The sequence below is a fragment of the Synechococcus sp. CC9605 genome (assembly GCF_000012625.1).
GTDB lineage: Bacteria > Cyanobacteriota > Cyanobacteriia > PCC-6307 > Cyanobiaceae > Parasynechococcus.
In genome coordinates this window covers 2,129,446-2,144,269 of sequence record NC_007516.1, presented here as the reverse complement: position 1 = coordinate 2,144,269, position 14,824 = coordinate 2,129,446, and the positions used below count along the sequence as shown (strand labels likewise).

The following is a 14,824-nucleotide window of genomic DNA, read 5'->3' as shown; positions in this document are numbered from 1 at the left end:
GCTCCCTGAAAGTTTTTGATTGCTGTGCGCCGGATCACCGCGAGTATTTGTCTCGTAGCGGGCGTTGTTTCCTCCGGTATCTCACCTGCTCTTGGTCAAGACGCTCCTCAGGTTGAGTCGGCCTCGTTGGACCAATCCACGCTTCCGGACGCGATCGACTTGAAGGGAGCACGGCCCAAGGCCGATTCCTCGGTCTTAGCTCCAGCAGTGGATGCTTTGCCTGCATCCCTCGAACCGCTGGCTGCCCCCCCCAGCCTTGCCCTTCCAGATTCGCCGTCTCAGGTGCGCATCCGTGAACTGCGCCCGGTCACCCTGGAAGAAGCCATTCAGCTGGCCGAGTTCAACAGCCCCCAACTCAAGGCTTCAGCCAGCCAGGTTGATCAGGCCAAGTCTGCGCTCCGTGCAGCCATTGCTGCTTGGTATCCCACCGTCGACCTATCGGCCAGTGGACTTCCCGAATACTTCAAGTCGTACTCCTACCGAAATCCAGATTTCGTTCCTGATCGGGTCGTTCAGAAACCCACAGGCCAGATCGACCCCACTACTGGTGAAGAGATCCTCAGGCCCGAGACTCGGGATGGGTACAAAGAACGTTACGGCCGCGAATGGCGTCTCAACGTCGGCTTGAAGGTGAGTTGGGATTTGATTAATCCCGCACGGGTTCCTCAGATCGCCGCAGCTCGTGATCAATTTGAAAGGGCGCGAGAGTCTTACCTGATTGCCTTACGTGATCTTCGTTTGGAGACCTCGACGGCCTATTTCGATTTGCAGGAAGCAGATGAAGGTGTGCGTATTGGTCAGGCTTCTGTCAAAGCGTCACTGGTCAGCCTCCGTGATGCACGGGCTCGCTTCAACGCGGGGGTTAATACCAAGTTGGAAGTTTTGGAGGCTGAGACTCAACTGGCCCGTGACCGCAATCTGCTGACGACCAATCTCGGTCAACAATCAGTGTCGCGTCGCAACCTCGCTGTCGTACTCGACCTCCCCCAGGACGTCACTCCCACGGCGGCAACGCCTGCGCGACCTTTGGGCTTGTGGACCCCATCACTTCAAGAAAGCATCGTTGCGGCTTACAACTATCGCGAGGAGCTCGATCAACTGATCCTCGATATATCGATCAACCACAGCCAGGCGAATGCGTCTTTAGCTGCTGTTCAGCCTGTGCTCAGTTTCGTGAATTCCACCACGACCTCCCGTACCCAAGGCCAAACCGGGCAGACGTCGAGCGACATTGATATGGGCGACTTCACCTATGGCATTCAGAACAGCATGGCGTTGACGGCGAATTGGCGGTTGTTTGATGGTGGTCGCGCCAGGGCCGAATACCGGCGTTCCAAGCAGGCCTCTGAAGAGAGCCGGTTCAATTTCGCGAGAACCCGTGATCAGATCCGGCTTGAGGTTGAGCAAAGCTTTTTTGATCTGCGAACAGCTATCCAGAACATCGACACCACATCGAGCGAAGTCCTCTCATCGCGGGAATCCCTGCGCTTGTCACAACTGCGGGTTCAGGCCGGCGTTAGCACCCAACGGGAAGTGGTCGATAACCAGCGCGATCTCACCAACGCCGAGCTTCGCTATACGGGTGCCATCAAGGCCTACAACACGAGCCTGGCGCAGCTGAGACGTCGAACAGGATTGGATGCTCTTGTGTCCTGTAATGCGGTTTCACTGCCGGCCACCAACCAGGAACTTGAACAACCGTTTATTCCGATTGAGCCCACGCCGCTTAAGACCGCTTGCCCATCGGTGGCTACCGCAGGTTCATCGATGAACCAAAATCAGGACAGTCCTGTTCAACCTCTGTGGTGAAGTCGGTGCTCAGTGAAGATCAACTGGGCTCCATTCATCAGTTGTTGGATCGCATTCGTGCTCGACAGCTTCAAGACTTTGGCCAGATCGGCTCAGATGTGAAGGCGGATGGTTCGTTGATCACAGACTGCGATCGCTGGAGTGATGCCGCTCTGGTGGAGGGACTGGCCAGCATCGCTCCAGGTGAAGGTGTTCTCAGTGAGGAAGGATCGAAAAAGGTTCCGAACACGCGGGCCTACTGGGTCGTGGATCCCCTCGATGGGACTACCAACTTCGCAGCGGGCATTCCCTATTGGGCGATTTCCGTGGCCCGTTTTGTCGATGGCCGTCCCAGCGAGGTTTTCCTGGATGTGCCAGCACTGAACCAACGCTTTGTCGCTTTGCGGGGCCGCGGAGCAACTCGAAACAATCAGCCCCTCACTTCGGAGACTCGAGCCCTGGCCACCAGTGCTTGCGTTTCGCTCTGCAGCCGTTCGATTCGCGTGCTGCAGCGCAAACCGGATCAGCGTTTTCCTGGGAAGATTCGTCTGCTTGGCGTCGCCAGCCTCAATTTGGTGAGCGTTGCGATGGGGCAGACCATCGCTTCACTGGAGGCCACGCCCAAGATCTGGGATTTGGCGGCGGCTTGGTTGGTGCTCGATGAACTGGGTTGTCCGATTCGTTGGTTGGATGCGGATCCTGCACAGCTCTCTCCCGGAGAAGACGTCGCTGATCGTGGATTCCCGATGTTGGCGGCCGGTTCATGGGCACATTTGGCCCGTTTTCTTCCCTGGGGAGAGGCACTGGTTCGGCGCTGAAGCATCACCATTGCGCGTTGGGAGGTGTGGTGTTATGGTTTTGTCTTGCGCGGGAGCCGAGAGGCTGCTGTGCAAGCCGAAGCGCTTGAGGCGAAAGTCTTGATGTGTCTGAGGCGGCTTACGAGACCAAGAGGGAGCGATCCCACGGTGTTGTAAGTTCTTCAAGCGGTCGCGAGAGGCCGCGATGACCAACCAACCGATCTCCTGAAAGGGAGTGAAGAGAAGTTTGGTCGCACCTGGACAATTGAAAAGTTTAGGAACTGACGCTTTCATCGCGTTTGGTTCTGAGCCGAACCGAGAGGTGAGGTGAGGAGCCGAATGAAAGAGCGATGAAGGTGTGAGGTCCCGTCAAAAAATTTCGTTGCGAAGAAGCAATTCGCTGCAACGAGAGTGTTTTCACGAGCTCTCTTGTTGCCGGTGTGCGAATTGTGGAGCAACAACCGGATCTGAGATCCCGGAAAGTCATTGACAGAGAAATCTAGAGATGCACTCTTAAGAACCCTTTTGTGTCAGCGAAAGGAGGCCTCAACTGTTGCCAGAATGATCTGAGTAATGGGTGACGCAAATCATTTTGAGGACGTGAAAACGTCTTAGAGGAAATGATCTACAACGGAGAGTTTGATCCTGGCTCAGGATGAACGCTGGCGGCGTGCTTAACACATGCAAGTCGAACGAACCTTCGGGTTAGTGGCGGACGGGTGAGTAACGCGTGAGAATCTGCCCTCAGGAGGGGGACAACAGCTGGAAACGGCTGCTAATACCCCATATGCCGCGAGGTGAAATGAATTTCGCCTGAGGATGAGCTCGCGTCTGATTAGCTAGTTGGTGTAGGTAATGGCTCACCAAGGCATCGATCAGTAGCTGGTCTGAGAGGATGATCAGCCACACTGGGACTGAGACACGGCCCAGACTCCTACGGGAGGCAGCAGTGGGGAATTTTCCGCAATGGGCGAAAGCCTGACGGAGCAACGCCGCGTGAGGGATGAAGGCCTCTGGGCTGTAAACCTCTTTTATCAAGGAAGAAGATCTGACGGTACTTGATGAATAAGCCACGGCTAATTCCGTGCCAGCAGCCGCGGTAATACGGGAGTGGCAAGCGTTATCCGGAATTATTGGGCGTAAAGCGTCCGCAGGCGGCCCTTCAAGTCTGCTGTTAAAAAGTGGAGCTTAACTCCATCATGGCAGTGGAAACTGTTGGGCTTGAGTGTGGTAGGGGCAGAGGGAATTCCCGGTGTAGCGGTGAAATGCGTAGATATCGGGAAGAACACCAGTGGCGAAGGCGCTCTGCTGGGCCATCACTGACGCTCATGGACGAAAGCCAGGGGAGCGAAAGGGATTAGATACCCCTGTAGTCCTGGCCGTAAACGATGAACACTAGGTGTCGGGGGAATCGACCCCCTCGGTGTCGTAGCCAACGCGTTAAGTGTTCCGCCTGGGGAGTACGCACGCAAGTGTGAAACTCAAAGGAATTGACGGGGGCCCGCACAAGCGGTGGAGTATGTGGTTTAATTCGATGCAACGCGAAGAACCTTACCAGGGTTTGACATCCTGCGAATCTCTTGGAAACAGGAGAGTGCCTTCGGGAACGCAGTGACAGGTGGTGCATGGCTGTCGTCAGCTCGTGTCGTGAGATGTTGGGTTAAGTCCCGCAACGAGCGCAACCCACGTCTTTAGTTGCCAGCATTTAGTTGGGCACTCTAGAGAGACTGCCGGTGATAAACCGGAGGAAGGTGTGGATGACGTCAAGTCATCATGCCCCTTACATCCTGGGCTACACACGTACTACAATGCTACGGACAAAGGGCTGCAAGTTCGCGAGGACAAGCAAATCCCATAAACCGTGGCTCAGTTCAGATCGTAGGCTGCAACTCGCCTACGTGAAGGCGGAATCGCTAGTAATCGCAGGTCAGCATACTGCGGTGAATACGTTCCCGGGCCTTGTACACACCGCCCGTCACACCATGGAAGTTGGCCACGCCCGAAGCCGTTACTCCAACCCTTGTGGAGGAGGACGTCGAAGGTGGGGCTGATGACTGGGGTGAAGTCGTAACAAGGTATCCGTACCGGAAGGTGCGGATGGATCACCTCCTAACAGGGAGACAACACAATGATTTTGATGCCTGAGTGCTTTTATTCTTAGGCCGAAATCCTGTCACCTTAGGTCGATCGGTACCTCAGCTTTGAAGTTAAGGATCAGCAGCATTGTTGATTGCTTGATGGAGATTTTCAGTTCCTAAACTTTGTCTAGGTCACACCCCAAAAGGGATGAGACTCCTGGGCCATTAGCTCAGGTGGTTAGAGCGCACCCCTGATAAGGGTGAGGTCCCTGGTTCAAGTCCAGGATGGCCCATTCGGTGTTGGGGGTTTAGCTCAGTTGGTAGAGCGCCTGCTTTGCAAGCAGGATGTCAGGAGTTCGAGTCTCCTAACCTCCACTGACCGAACTTGATTCCCATCTCCAATTTTTTGGAGTTGAGCTCGATTGGAGTGTGATTTAGATGTGTCCGCTGGATGAACCCAGCTTCCTGTCATTCCAAGTTTTAGGTTTAAGCCTTTAATTTGGTTGATAAGATGCTGGGCTCAAATCAAATTAACAAGCAATTGATGATTTGATTTGAAGTTCTAGCAGAACCTTGACAACTGCATAGGTGAAGTCTGGAAAAACAAAGCATCTTACAGATGCATTGTTTTGAATTTGATCTTCTGAAAGGGAGATTAGATCTAGAACAATGAAAATTCTTTTGAGCAAGAGCCGAGACTCTTAAACGTTCTTTGATTCGTGTCGAGCGAATCAGAGTTTGATCTTGTTTTTAGCAATAAAAACTTGAGAATCTGCTTTCAACGGCGGTAAGCGTTTAAGAGGTTAATTGGTCAAGCTACAAAGGGCTCACGGCGGATACCTTGGCACACAGAGGCGATGAAGGACGTGGTTACCTGCGATAAGTCTCGGGGAGCTGGAAGCACGCTTTGATCCGGGAATTTCCGAATGGGGCAACCCTTAATACGGCCAGCTGAATTCATAGGCTGGCACGAGCCAACCCAGCGAACTGAAACATCTTAGTAGCTGGAGGAAAGGAAAGTAAAAACGACTCCCTAAGTAGCGGCGAGCGAACGGGGAAGAGCCTAAACCGATACTTTCGAGTATCGGGGTTGTGGGACAGCAACGTGTATCAGGGAAGTTAGGAGAAGTGCTTGAATGGCACGCCACAGAGGGTGAAAGCCCCGTAACCGAAAACTGAACTGAGCTAGCTGTATCCCGAGTAGCACGGAGCACGTGAAATTCCGTGTGAATCCGCGAGGACCACCTCGTAAGGCTAAGTACTACTGTGTGACCGATAGCGAAACAGTACCGCGAGGGAAAGGTGAAAAGAACCCCGGGAGGGGAGTGAAATAGAACATGAAACCGTGAGCCTACAAGCAATGGGAGCCCTACTTATAGGGTGACCGTGTGCCTGTTGAAGAATGAGCCGGCGACTTATAGGCACTGGCGGGTTAAACCGGAAATGGTGGAGCCATAGCGAAAGCGAGTCTGAATAGGGCGCTTGTCAGTGTTTATAGACCCGAACCCGGGTGATCTAACCATGGCCAGGATGAAGCTTGGGTGATACCAAGTGGAGGTCCGAACCGACTGACGTTGAAAAGTCAGCGGATGAGCTGTGGTTAGGGGTGAAATGCCAATCGAACCCGGAGCTAGCTGGTTCTCCCCGAAATACGTTGAGGCGTAGCGTCTCGTGCTCCAGCAGGGGGGTAAAGCCACCATTTCGGTGCGGGCTGCGAGAGCGGTACCAAATCGAGATGAACTCTGAATACCCTGTGTGTAGCGAGGCAGTCAGACTGTGGGGGATAAGCTCCATGGTCGAGAGGGAAACAGCCCAGACCGCCAGCTAAGGTCCCCAAATCAACACTAAGTGATAAAGGAGGTGGGATTGCATAGACAACCAGGAGGTTTGCCTAGAAGCAGCCATCCTCAAAGGAGTGCGTAATAGCTCACTGGTCGAGCGATCCTGCGCCGAAAATGAACGGGGCTAAGTGTTGTACCGAAGCTGCGGATTTTTATGGTAGGGGAGCGTTCTATGTGGGGCGAAGCGTTAGCGTGAGCGGGCGTGGACTGCATAGAAGTGAGAATGTCGGCTTGAGTAGCGAAAACATGGGTGAGAATCCCATGCACCGAAACCCTAAGGGTTCCTCCGGCAGGCTCGTCCGCGGAGGGTTAGTCTGGACCTAAGGCGAGGCCGAAAGGCGTAGTCGATGGATAACAGGTCAACATTCCTGTACCGGTCATGTTTTGGGAAGAGGGACGGAGAAGGCTAGCCAAGCCAGATGTTGGTTACTGGTTCAAGCGTTCGAGGCGTTGAGGAGCGGTGAAAACGTTCCGAGCTGAGGCGTGAGTACGAGCTGCTACGGCAGCGAAGTTGGTGACGTCAAGCTTCCAAGAAAAGCTCTATACCCGTTAAGGCATGACTGCCAGTACCCGAAACCGACACAGGTGGGGTGGTAGAGAATACCGAGGTGCGCGAGGTAACTCTCTCTAAGGAACTCGGCAAAATGGCCCCGTAACTTCGGGAGAAGGGGTGCCACCGCAAGGTGGTCGCAGTGAAGAGGCCCTGGCGACTGTTTACCAAAAACACAGGTCTCCGCTAAGTCGCAAGACGATGTATGGGGGCTGACGCCTGCCCAGTGCCGGAAGGTTAAGGAAGCCGGTCAGCGTAAGCGAAGCTGGCGACTGAAGCCCCGGTGAACGGCGGCCGTAACTATAACGGTCCTAAGGTAGCGAAATTCCTTGTCGGGTAAGTTCCGACCCGCACGAAAGGCGTAACGATCAGGGCGCTGTCTCGGAGAGAGGCTCGGCGAAATAGAATTGTCTGTGAAGATGCGGACTACGTACACCTGGACAGAAAGACCCTATGAAGCTTTACTGTAGCTTGGTATTGTGCCCGGGCTCTGAATGCGCAGGATAGGTGGGAGACGTTGATCTCATGGTTGCGGCTATGAGTTAGTCACTGGTGAGATACCACTCTTTCAGAGCTAGGGTTCTAACGTTCACCCGTTATCCGGGGAGCGGACAGTATCAGGTGGGCAGTTTGACTGGGGCGGTCGCCTCCTAAAAGGTAACGGAGGCGCACAAAGGTTTCCTCAGGCTGGTTGGAAATCAGCTGACGAGTGCAAAAGCAGAAGGAAGCTTGACTGTGAGACCTACAAGTCGAACAGGGACGAAAGTCGGTTTTAGTGATCCGACGGTTCTGAGTGGAAGGGCCGTCGCTCAACGGATAAAAGTTACTCTAGGGATAACAGGCTGATCTCCCCCAAGAGTTCACATCGACGGGGAGGTTTGGCACCTCGATGTCGGCTCATCGCAACCTGGGGCTGAAGTCGGTCCCAAGGGTTGGGCTGTTCGCCCATTAAAGCGGTACGCGAGCTGGGTTCAGAACGTCGTGAGACAGTTCGGTCCATATCCGGTGTACGCGCAGGAACATTGAGAGGATTTCTCCCTAGTACGAGAGGACCGGGAGGAACGCACCTCTGGTGTACCAGTTATCGTGCCAACGGTAAACGCTGGGTAGCCATGTGCGGAGTGGATAACCGCTGAAAGCATCTAAGTGGGAAGCCCACCTCAAGATGAGTGTTCCCATGGGGTAACCCAGTAAGGTCACGGGAAGAACACCCGTTGATAGGCTCTATGTGGAAGTCCAGTAATGGATGCAGCAGAGGAGTACTAATAGACCGAGGGCTTGACCAACATTTTGGTTCTTGCTTGAAGACTCATTTCTTTGTTTGATTCAGACGCGCAGTATTCGCTGCAGATCCTATGCAGTTCTCAGGGTTCACCCCTTGAGAATGTTTATCTATCCTGGTGTCCATGGCGGTGTGGTCCCACTCCGATCCATCCCGAACTCGGTTGTGAAACGCATCAGCGGCGACGATATTTGGGGGGTAGCCCCCTGAGAAAATAGCTCGATGCCAGGTAAAACATTCTCCAAATAGGTTGATGATGTGCTGATTGCAGAAGCAATCACCATCACCATCCACGAAAAAGCCACCTCATCTTGAGGTGGCTTTTTTGTTGTAAGGTTTTGGTAGTCTTTTGCGCCCATCTGTGCCGAGACGTTCACTTGTTCAACGCTTGAGTGGGCAAATTTGGCAGGCCTGTCAGCGTTGGAATAACGCTGAGTGTGTTGATCTGAGTGCTGCTTTTGCTTATTTCGTTCTTCAGTCGTTTTTCCCGCTGCTTTTGATTGCGTTGTCTGTTGCAGCAAGGGTGTTTGGCAAGACGGACAGTGTGGATAATGTGTTGGCTTCGGTGACGCAGGTTTTGCCGCCGTCCGTAACCAGCCTGGTGGATTCCACCTTGCGTGGGTTAGTGGATCAAGGCTTTGGAGCGGGAGTCCTCGGTGTTGTTGTTTTACTTCTCACAGCCAGTAATGCTTATTTAACGCTCCAACGTGGAGCTGATCGATTGTGGTCTGAGATTCTTCCTGAGCCATCAGCCGGCTTGTCTTGGTGGCAACAGGTTGGGCAGTTTTGTAGAACGCGTGTTGAGGCTTTCCTGACCGTATTTGCCATATCTGTTTTGATTATTTTTCAACAGTTGGTGCTCAGTGTTGGGCAGCTTCCAGAAGACATTCTTGGCGTTTTAAATGGATTTATTCCGGGCCTGACGGGGTTTGTGCGCTCGAGTCCCATTCTTCCTCTCGGGCGAATTCTTGTTCCCGCATTGATCTTGTCCCTGATGGCCTGGCTCCTTCAGGTGGTATTGCCAAGCCGCCGTGTTCCTGCGATTCCTCTTATTCCTGGAGCATTGTTGATTGGATTTGGCCTCGCTTTTCTCAATAAAATTCTCAGTTTGAGTATTGTTTCCTTGGGTAATCGTTATCAGGCCTATGGCGTGATTGGTGGCGTTTTGGTGTTGACGCTTTGGGTTTGGTTGGTAGGTGTGATTCTTTATTTTGGCCAGTGCTTGAGTGTTGAATTGGCTTCAGTTCGTCTTGCAAAGCCACGGCTCGGGGAACCGAACAACCTGATCCCTTGAACTTGGATTCAACTCTGCGAAGCTGATTCGACGGACCTTCTCCGTTGATGCCAATGAATCGACCACCAGCAGTGTTGTGGATTGCGGTTGTTCTGCTTCTGCTGGTGCCAACCGCTGCCGGTCGTTTCTTGCTTGATCTCGCTGGTGGTGTGCTGCTGGCTCTTTTGGCGCTTCCTTTGATCCTCTCGGGGCTTGGCTGGATTGCTTGGAAGCTTTTGCAGTCCAGGATGATCAGCTGTACTGCATGCGGTGCCACCGGCTTCAAGGGGGCTGCAGTCTGTGCTGTCTGCGGCACGCCCTATGCCAGTGAAGGAGCTCAGTCCACCAGTGCCGCAACCCCGTCCACGCCCGCCAGTGACGTCACCATTGACGTGGTCGCTCAGGACGTGGACTCCGATTCCTGAGCCTGGAGCTGCCGTTCTCGCAGGAACAAGAAAAACGGAGCAGCGCAGGCAAACGCCACGCCGAAGCTCAAGGGGATGGCCAGCCACCAGCCTTTGATCTTCTTGCGTGGTCCTTCCACGCAGATCCACAGGGTGACGGCACTGGCCCCCACCAGCAGGTCAGCGCTCAAGGAGCGTGAGGCAGCTGTGCTGTTGGCATCAGCGATGAACCGCGCCAGATCGAAAGCCTGTCCACCCCCCTCGGCGATGAATTCCAGGTTGGCCTTCCAGGGCAGGATCGCTCCCAACACGGCCAGAAGCAGATAGATCCAAGGCAGTGCTTTACGCATTGTTCGCAGCTTTGAGGGTTGTGGGATCGAGTTCGACAATCGACTGTTCGACGCTGTCGAGCAGGGTCTGGCAACGGCTCAGATAAACCTCGCCGTGGAGCACTTTTTGCTGCAAGTCTGCCAAGGGAACGCTGTCGCTTTGCAGCTCAGCAAGCAGCAGATCAAGAGCCTGCATGGCTTCTTCGTAGCTCAGGCCTTCGGCATCCTTGCGCCACGCCTCAATGCGGTCACGGTGTTCTTGATGGACTTGACGCTTGCTCATCAGGAGGTGGTGTTGGGTGCACTGGGCTGGATCTGATCGACCCGGGCCTCAAGGCTTCCGTCGCTCATCCGAATGTTGAGCTGGTCACCGATCTTGACCGATTCCAGGCCTGGAATGGGATCGCCGGCTTTGTTGCTGATCAGGGCCAAGCCGCGTTTCAGCCAGCGTTCCGGTGAAAGCGCCTTGAGCAACTGATGTTTTTGGATCAGTTCCTGGCGTTTGCGCATGATCTTCTCCCTTGGAGACTGTTGCTGAAGTGCAACGGCCCGATCTTGGAGGCGCTGACGCTCGCGAAGGATTCTCCCCAGCAGCGTGTCTTTCAATCGGCTCTGCCGTTGCGTAAGTCCCTGGCGTTCCGCCTCGCGGTCGGGCAGCAAGGCCACGATCGCCGCTGTGGGCGTGGCTGCGCGATGGTCTGCCACCAGATCGGCGACGGTGAGATCATCCTCATGGCCCAGGCCCGTCACCACCGGTATGGGGTAGTTCGCCAGGAGGCGGCAAAGCGCCTCGTTGTCGAACACCGCGAGATCTTCCCGGCTGCCACCGCCGCGGGCGAGCACCAAAGCTTGAAGTCCCAGCTCGGCCGTGCGCTCGGCTATGGCTTCCAGGGTGTTGATGATCGTCGGTGCCACGGAGCCCTGCACTGGAATTGGCACCACAATCAGTTGCGTTAGGGGCCAGCGTTCTGCCGCGGTGCGCAGCATGTCGGCTAGGGCGGAACTGGGCACGCTGGTGAGCACCGCGATGGAGGCGGGTTGGCTTGGAAGCGGCCTCAAACGGCTGGGGTCGATCACCCCTTCTTGTTCCAGCACTTGCCGCACCCGTTCAAAGTCGCGGAGCACTGTGCTGAGGCTGGGGCGGATGTCCAGCGCCTGAACAGTGAGGCTGGCCCGCGCTGCCCAGAAATTGAGCTTGCCCACCACGGTGACGCCGTCACCGTCCTTGGGTTGATAGCTCAATTGGGCCAGTTTCGAAGCCCACACCACACCGGAAATGCTGGCGGAGCCGTCCGTGAGGGTGAGCCAGAGGTGGCCCTTTTTGAGTTGAGGCCTTGAGACCGTGGCCTCTAGTAAAAAACGCGGCGCAAAGCCGCGTTCCAGCAGGCTTCCGATGGCTGTGTTTAGCTCAGCAACGGAATAGCTCGGGAGACGATCAGCGCTCAAGACGGCTGTAGGCGTAACCCCAGTAGATGCAGACAATCGCCGAGATGCTGGTCAGCAGAACGCCCCAGTGTTGATGGATCTGGGTGGCACCAACCGTGCAGATCACCAAGGCGCTGCTGAGCAGCCTTGATCCATCACGTCTGTTCTGAACGTAAAGCGGTGCCAATGACTGCCTCGGTGGAATCCCCCCACTGTGCTGCATCAGCGGTGGCCTGTGGAGAGACAACAAAAAACCCCCCGGCGAGCCGAGGGGTTCTGTGAATCCTTGGAGCGAGAATCAGCCGAGGCCGATCTGGGACAGGATGCCTTGGCCGGTCAGGAGCTCGGTGCCGAGGCCGATCACGATGCCCAGCATGGCCAGACGACCGTTCCAGGTTTCAGCGAAGTTGACGAAGCCGAAGCGTGCGTTGTCGGACATTGGTGTGAACAAGTTGGATGTGCATCAATGTAACAAAGGTTGGAGTTTTGTTGCATGTGCTAATGGCTACCCAATTGGTCTTTTGCCCGTGTTTCAAGGTTGTCGCCCGTCCGATCTGCGTTTGGTCCGGGCCGTCGGCAGCGCCTGGCGGGGATCCTCGGGCCAGGGGTGTTTGGGGTAGCGCCCTCGCATCTCCCGGCGCACCTCCTGGTAGCTGCCTTGCCAGAAGCCTTTCAGATCACGGGTGCGCTGCAGGGGCCGTCCGGCTGGTGAGAGCAGTTCCAGCGTGACGGGAATACGGCCATTCAGCACGTGGGGGCCGTCGTCAGATCCGAACATCTCCTGCAGTTTCACGGCGAGGATCACCTCGTCGGCGGTGTAATGCAGCGCGGCTTGCCGGCCGGAGGGGATCGGGATGCGGCGCGGCAGCAGGTTATCCAGCTGTTGCCTGAAGCTCCAGTCCAGATCGCCCCAGAGTGCTTCTTTCAAGGCTGTCGCGCTGATGTCACTCCAGCCCAGGCAGCCCTCCAGGCTTGGACCAAGCCAGGTGTCAGCCTGCTCCAGCAGGGTTGTCAAATCGCGACCAGGCCAGGGGACGCCCACCTGTTGGTGCATCCATGCCAGCCGTTGGCGTAGCTGATGGCTGTTTTCCGTCCAGGGCAGGGCATCAAGGCTGGCATTCTTCTTCAGCTGCTCGATCAGGAGAGTGCGGCACAGCCCTGCGGCTGGGGAAGGTTGTGGCGTTCGGCGCACCACCAATGCCCCCAGTTTGAGCTGGCGTTCGGCACGGACCCGCTCGCGTTCGGGATCCCAGCTGGCCTCGTCATGCCAGTGGCCATCTCGCTCAGCGATGCTCTCCAGGGTGCCCTGGCTCAGGGCCACGGCCATCTGGATCTGCGTGTCCCGGCCGCCCATGTCGACCCTGGCGACGGCCAGGGCTGGACTGCCCTGGAGTGGATCCCAGGGCAGCAGGGTGGCTCCGCGGCCTTGACGCAGCTGATAGCGACCGATCTGGCCTGGACGCTGTTGCGCCAGCCATTCCGGAAAGGCCGCCAGGATCAGCTCGCCGGCATTGACGGAATCGTTTCGCTCTTGGGGTGAGGCACCCAGTCGCTTCAGTTGGCGGCGAAGTTGCTTGCTGAGCGTTCGCAGGTAAGGATGGCGCTGAATGCTGTTGAGCCGGGCCTCGAGATCGCTGCCGATCTGGCGGCGATCAAAGGGATCCCGTTCACTGAGGATGGCTGCCAGATCACACCCCAGCTGGGGGGCGCCCTGTTTATGGGCCTCCAGCAGCAGCATGCCGAGACGAGGGTGAACGCCGAGGCCGCCGATCAGTCGTCCCCGTTCGCTGATGCGGCCGTCGTGCTCCAGCAGGCCGAGCTGTTGCAGGCCGTGCTGTCCCTCTTGCATGGCTGCTGCGGGAGGAGGGTCCAGCCACGGCAGCTCTTCCCCCAGCCCAGCCCCCCACTGGGCCAGTTCTATCAACACGGGCTGTGGATCGGCCAGCAACAGTTCAGGGGGGTGAAAGGGTGGCCGTCGCTGTTGCTCTGCCGGTGACCAGAGGCGGATGCAGCGGCCCGGGCACTGCCGTCCTGCCCTGCCCCGGCGCTGCTCTGCACTGGCCAGGCTGGAGACGGTGGTCTCCAGGGTCTCCATGCGGGTGTTGGGGTCGTAACGCAGTTGACGGCTGAGGCCGCTGTCAATCACCAGGCGCACCCCATCGATCGTCAGGGAGCTCTCGGCAATGGCGCTGGCAAGGATGATGCTGCCGTCTTGGTTTGGGTCGCAGCGCTGCAGGGCTGAACTCTGCTGCTGTAAGGGCAGTTGACCGTGCAGCGCCTGAATCTTCCAGTTCTGCAGGGAAGGGGCGGCCGTCAGGGTCTGCCTGCAGCGTTCAATCTCCGCCAGCCCCGGCAGAAAGACCAGAACACCGCTGCCCTGCGGTTGGTCGAGTGCGTGTTGCTCGATGGCCCGTAAAACCTGCTTCGGCAGGGGTTCGTCCGGCCGTGGTGATTGGTGGTGGGTGTCCACCTGGTAACAGCGGCCCGGGCTTTCCAGCACCGTCGCTTTGGGCAGCCGTTCCCTTAGGTCGGACAGATCCAGCGTGGCCGACATCAAGACCACGGCGAGATCTGAATTCAGTAGAGGCCTCGCCTCGCGCAGCAAGGCGAGGGATAGGTCCGCATCGCGCCCCCGCTCATGAAATTCATCGAAGATCACGCACCCCACCCCAGCCAGCGAGGGGTCGCTCTGCAAGCGCCGCAGGAAGAGCCCGTCGGTGATCACCTCCACCTGGGTGCGGCCGGATCGCTTCTGTTCCCCGCGCACCGCATAACCGATGCGCGCACCGATGTCTTCTCCAAGGCTTGCAGCAAGGCGGGCGGCGGCAGCTTTGGTGGCCAGCCGCCGCGGTTCGATCATCCAGATTTTCTGACGCTCGTCAAAAATGCCCTGACCTTCCGATAGCGCCCCGATCAGTGCCAGGGGGACCCGTGTGGTTTTTCCTGCCCCGGGCGGTGCCTGGAGCAGAACCGTTTGCCCTGGGCGGACCGCAGAACAGATCTGCTCCAACAGGGCGTCTATCGGGAACTGGCTCAAAGCGGTGTTGCCGCTCGATT

The 14,824-nt window shown here is 56.6% G+C and carries 10 protein-coding genes, 2 tRNA genes and 3 rRNA genes; 9 read left to right on the top strand and 6 right to left on the bottom strand.

Annotated features, from left to right (window positions below):
* Nucleotides 1-24: 24 nt before the first annotated feature.
* The 9 genes from SYNCC9605_RS11630 (at nt 25) to SYNCC9605_RS11590 (ending at nt 10,034) form a co-directional block, all read left to right on the top strand.
* Nucleotides 25-1,809, top strand: coding sequence for a TolC family protein (locus tag SYNCC9605_RS11630; protein ID WP_011365260.1), 1,785 nt, complete (start codon nt 25-27; stop codon nt 1,807-1,809).
* The gene (locus SYNCC9605_RS11625) at nt 1,803-2,606 is read left to right on the top strand and encodes an inositol monophosphatase family protein (RefSeq protein ID WP_041435216.1); all 804 of its coding nucleotides are present in this window, start codon (nt 1,803-1,805) and stop codon (nt 2,604-2,606) included. The genes SYNCC9605_RS11630 and SYNCC9605_RS11625 overlap by 7 nt, the downstream gene beginning before the upstream one ends.
* A 606-nt stretch (nt 2,607-3,212) precedes the next feature.
* Nucleotides 3,213-4,698 (top strand): 16S ribosomal RNA (locus SYNCC9605_RS11620).
* A 184-nt stretch (nt 4,699-4,882) separates the two neighbouring features.
* A tRNA-Ile gene (locus SYNCC9605_RS11615) sits at nt 4,883-4,956 on the top strand.
* Nucleotides 4,957-4,965: 9 nt separating this feature from the next.
* A tRNA-Ala gene (locus SYNCC9605_RS11610) sits at nt 4,966-5,038 on the top strand.
* Nucleotides 5,039-5,472: 434 nt separating this feature from the next.
* Nucleotides 5,473-8,340: ribosomal RNA gene (locus tag SYNCC9605_RS11605) — 23S ribosomal RNA — on the top strand.
* 110 nt (nt 8,341-8,450) lie between these two features.
* Nucleotides 8,451-8,567 (top strand): 5S ribosomal RNA (rrf, locus tag SYNCC9605_RS11600).
* Together the 16S, 23S and 5S rRNA genes with 2 tRNA genes alongside form the textbook arrangement of a ribosomal RNA operon.
* 157 nt (nt 8,568-8,724) lie before the next feature.
* Nucleotides 8,725-9,630: a YihY/virulence factor BrkB family protein gene (locus SYNCC9605_RS11595; RefSeq protein ID WP_041435214.1), complete on the top strand. Its 906-nt coding sequence runs from the start codon at nt 8,725-8,727 to the stop codon at nt 9,628-9,630.
* A gap of 53 nt (nt 9,631-9,683) precedes the next feature.
* Entirely contained in the window at nt 9,684-10,034 is a 351-nt protein-coding gene (locus SYNCC9605_RS11590) for a hypothetical protein (RefSeq protein WP_041435829.1), read from the top strand.
* Here SYNCC9605_RS11590 and SYNCC9605_RS11585 read toward each other — a convergent pair.
* The 6 genes from SYNCC9605_RS11585 to hrpB form a co-directional block, all read right to left on the bottom strand.
* Nucleotides 10,010-10,363 carry a DUF2834 domain-containing protein gene (locus SYNCC9605_RS11585; RefSeq protein WP_011365256.1) on the bottom strand — a complete coding sequence of 118 codons (354 nt, stop codon included), beginning with the start codon at nt 10,361-10,363 and terminating at the stop codon, nt 10,010-10,012. The genes SYNCC9605_RS11590 and SYNCC9605_RS11585 overlap by 25 nt on opposite strands.
* Nucleotides 10,356-10,625 carry an exodeoxyribonuclease VII small subunit gene (gene xseB, locus SYNCC9605_RS11580; protein ID WP_011365255.1) on the bottom strand — a complete coding sequence of 90 codons (270 nt, stop codon included), beginning with the start codon at nt 10,623-10,625 and terminating at the stop codon, nt 10,356-10,358. Before xseB ends, SYNCC9605_RS11585 begins: the two co-directional genes overlap by 8 nt.
* The gene (xseA, locus tag SYNCC9605_RS11575) at nt 10,625-11,788 is read right to left on the bottom strand and encodes an exodeoxyribonuclease VII large subunit (RefSeq protein WP_041435211.1); all 1,164 of its coding nucleotides are present in this window, start codon (nt 11,786-11,788) and stop codon (nt 10,625-10,627) included. Before xseA ends, xseB begins: the two co-directional genes overlap by 1 nt.
* The gene (locus tag SYNCC9605_RS15280; RefSeq protein ID WP_198002453.1) at nt 11,778-11,954 is read right to left on the bottom strand and encodes a hypothetical protein; all 177 of its coding nucleotides are present in this window, start codon (nt 11,952-11,954) and stop codon (nt 11,778-11,780) included. The genes xseA and SYNCC9605_RS15280 overlap by 11 nt, the downstream gene beginning before the upstream one ends.
* A gap of 111 nt (nt 11,955-12,065) precedes the next feature.
* On the bottom strand, nt 12,066-12,206 hold the full coding sequence (locus SYNCC9605_RS11570; RefSeq protein WP_011365253.1) for a chlorophyll a/b-binding protein: 141 nt from the start codon (nt 12,204-12,206) through the stop codon (nt 12,066-12,068).
* Between the two features lie 93 nt (nt 12,207-12,299).
* Nucleotides 12,300-14,804 (bottom strand): ATP-dependent helicase HrpB, encoded by a 2,505-nt coding sequence (gene hrpB, locus SYNCC9605_RS11565; protein WP_011365252.1) that lies wholly within the window; start codon nt 14,802-14,804, stop codon nt 12,300-12,302.
* Nucleotides 14,805-14,824: the final 20 nt, after the last annotated feature.